Raw genomic sequence first — 2,534 nt, forward strand, 5'->3', positions numbered from 1 at the left:
TGAAGACTGGAGCCCGCAACGGGCCCGATCTTTCAACTCGGCCGCTTGCAAGGTGGGCGGGATCAACCGCCGGCTCCGGCACCCACGGGCGGCACGGGCGGCACGGGCGGCACGGGCGGGTCGTGCTGTCTCGGTGGTCGCTCGTGTCGAGCGTCGTACCGAGTGCGCGCAGGTCGCGGGTTGGGTGTTCACAGCCCGGGGGCGTTGTCGATGGGGAACCAGCGCGCGAGGTCGGCCTCGACGCGCAGGTCCTGCTCGATCGCGGACTTGATCTGCAGCTCGAGGCCGGTGTTGCGCCGGTCCGTGGCGGTGGGCGCAAAAGGGTACCAGCTGCCGCGCTTGTAAAGGTAGACCAGGCCAAGCGGCTGGGTGCCGTCGGTGAAGGCGATGAGGGTGCAGAGCAGGGCGGCGCCGAAGCCGGCGTCCACGAGGCTGCTGTTGACTGCGTGCAGGTCGGTGACCAGGCCCTCGAGGTCATCAGCTGTGGTGGTGCAGACCAGCCAGGTGAAGCCGAAGCTGTCGGACTGGGCGCGGTACTTGCCGTGATCGAGTGCCAGTAGTTGCTCGACCTGCTCGCGCAGGCCGGTGAAGCCGCCGCCTTCGGCGGCCTTGAAACACACCGATCCGACACCCGTCGCCCGGAACCGGGTGCTGCTCTGCAGGGTCACCGCCGCGGCCGGGAGCGCGAACAACTGGTCGAGGTCGGGTGCGGCCGGCTTGGACCGGCCCAGTAGCGAGTCCAGGAAGCCCATCGGACTACACCACCTGCCCGAGCTGGCGGGAGAGGTCGGCCAGCTGCTCGAGACGCCGGTCCAGCGGGGGGTGGGTGGCGAACAGCGAGGTGAGACTGAATCCTGCGGCGAGCGCCGGAGCGAAGAAGAAGGCGTTGAACGCCTCGGCCTGGCGCAGGTCCCGGGTGGGGATGCGGGCCATCTCGCCGCTCACCTTGGTCAGCGCCGAGGCGAGCGCGGAGGGGCGACCGGTCAGCAGCGCCCCGGCCCGGTCCGCGGAAAGCTCCCGGTAGCGCGACAGCGCCCTGGTGAGCAGGAACGACAGCGCGTAGACGACGGCCGAGACCGCGACGACGGCGATCAGCACCAACGCGGTGTTGTCCTCCTCCGAGTCCCGGCCGCGGTTGTTGCCGGCGCCGCCGTACAGGCCGGCGTAGAGCCCGAAGCGGGTGATCAACCCCGCGAGGATGCCCAGGAAGGACGCGATGGTCATCACGGCGACGTCGCGGTGTGCCACGTGGGACAGCTCGTGCGCCAGGACACCCTCGAGCTCCTCGGTGTCCAGGCGGCGCAGGAGACCGGTGGTCGCGCAGACGACGGCTTTGGCGGGGCTGCGTCCCGTGGCGAAGGCGTTGGGCACTTCGACGTCGGCGATCGCGACAGCGGGCTTGGGCATGTCGGCCAGTGCGCAGAGTCGGTCGATGACCCCGTGGAGCTCTGGCGCCTCGGCGGGCGTCACGATCCGGCCGTGCATCGCGTACAGCGCGATCCGGTCTGAGAACCAGTACTGGGCGAACAGGAGCCCGCCGGCAATGACGACGGCGAGCACCGCGCTCTTGATGAGTGCGATGAGCGCCACCGTGAAGACCACGTAGAGCAGGCCGAGCAGGAACGTGGTGACCAGCATCCGTGCAGTCAGGCCCCGATCGGGCTCAAATCGGCTTTTCATCGTCTCATCCTGGGATCAGCCCGTCCTCGCCGAGCAGCGCGGTCACCTCGGCGAGGCTGCTGTCGGAGCCGGGGAGGATCAGGTCGGACACGCTGAGGTGCTCGTCGGGCACCGGGCGGCCAAGGGCTCGCACCCGGTCAAGCAGCCGCGTCAGGTCACGCCCGAATCGCGCCTCATCGCCCGCCGTCACTGCTGCTGACAGCTCCGCGTCCAGCTCGTTCAGTTCGTCCAGGTGTTCCTCGCCCAGGTCCAGCTGGCCCTCGCCGAGGATGCGCACGATCATGACGTCGCCCTCTGTGTCTGCGCCGGTCCGGGGGTCAGCGCGTCCGGCCCGGACGCGCCGGGGGGCAGGGCCGTCCTGAGTCTCGACAGCTCGGCCTCGACGTTGGACGTCGACGACATCCGCTCGAGCTCGACCTGGATGTCGTCCTTCGTCGACCCGGTGGCGTCCTCCAACGCCCCGGAGGCGAGGAGCTCGTCGAGCGCGCCGGCGCGGGCCTGCATCTGAGCGGTCTTGTCCTCGGCGCGTTGCATGGCCAGCCCGACATCGCTCATCTCTTCGCTGATGCCCGAGACCGCCTCACCGACACGTGTTTCCGCCTCGGCGGCGGTATAGCTGGCCTTGATCGTCTCCTTGCGTGTCCTGAAGGCCTCAACCTTGGCCTGGAGCCGTAGCGACGCGGCGGTGAGCTTGTCCTGTTGGGCCTGCAGGTCGGCCTGCTGCTGGGCCAGGTCGACCAGCTGCTGTTGCGCGGCTGACCGGCGCGTCAGGGCCTCCCGGGCCAGGTCCTCCCGGCCAGCAGCCAGTGCGGCGGCCGCCTGCTGCTGCAGCTTGTCGATGCCGGCGGACAACT

The 2,534-nt window shown here is 69.8% G+C and carries 4 protein-coding genes; all 4 read right to left on the reverse strand.

All coding sequences use genetic code 11. The features are described 5' to 3' along the window. Positions 1-188 precede the first annotated feature (188 nt). On the reverse strand, positions 189-752 hold the full coding sequence (gene pspAB, locus ACLL9L_RS02840; RefSeq protein WP_411283136.1) for a PspA-associated protein PspAB: 564 nt from the start codon (positions 750-752) through the stop codon (positions 189-191). 4 nt (positions 753-756) lie between these two features. Further along, a complete protein-coding gene (gene htpX, locus ACLL9L_RS02845) occupies positions 757-1,680 on the reverse strand; it encodes a zinc metalloprotease HtpX (protein ID WP_411283137.1) in 924 nt (307 codons plus the stop codon). A 4-nt stretch (positions 1,681-1,684) separates the two neighbouring features. Continuing rightward, on the reverse strand, positions 1,685-1,963 hold the full coding sequence (gene pspAA, locus ACLL9L_RS02850; protein WP_411283138.1) for a PspA-associated protein PspAA: 279 nt from the start codon (positions 1,961-1,963) through the stop codon (positions 1,685-1,687). After that, positions 1,960-2,534: PspA/IM30 family protein (locus tag ACLL9L_RS02855; protein WP_411283139.1), on the reverse strand; the 575-nt coding region annotated here is incomplete at its 5' end. The genes ACLL9L_RS02855 and pspAA, both read right to left, overlap by 4 nt.

The organism is Lapillicoccus sp. (assembly GCF_046595215.1).
In the GTDB taxonomy this organism is placed as follows: domain Bacteria; phylum Actinomycetota; class Actinomycetes; order Actinomycetales; family Dermatophilaceae; genus Lapillicoccus.

Bases quoted from the DNA above. Each gene is read 5' to 3' on its own strand.
- pspAB (WP_411283136.1), bottom strand. From the start codon at position 752: ATGGGCTTCCTGGACTCGCTACTGGGCCGGTCCAAGCCGGCCGCACCC.
- htpX (WP_411283137.1), bottom strand. From the start codon at position 1,680: ATGAAAAGCCGATTTGAGCCCGATCGGGGCCTGACTGCACGGATGCTG.
- pspAA (WP_411283138.1), bottom strand. From the start codon at position 1,963: ATGATCGTGCGCATCCTCGGCGAGGGCCAGCTGGACCTGGGCGAGGAA.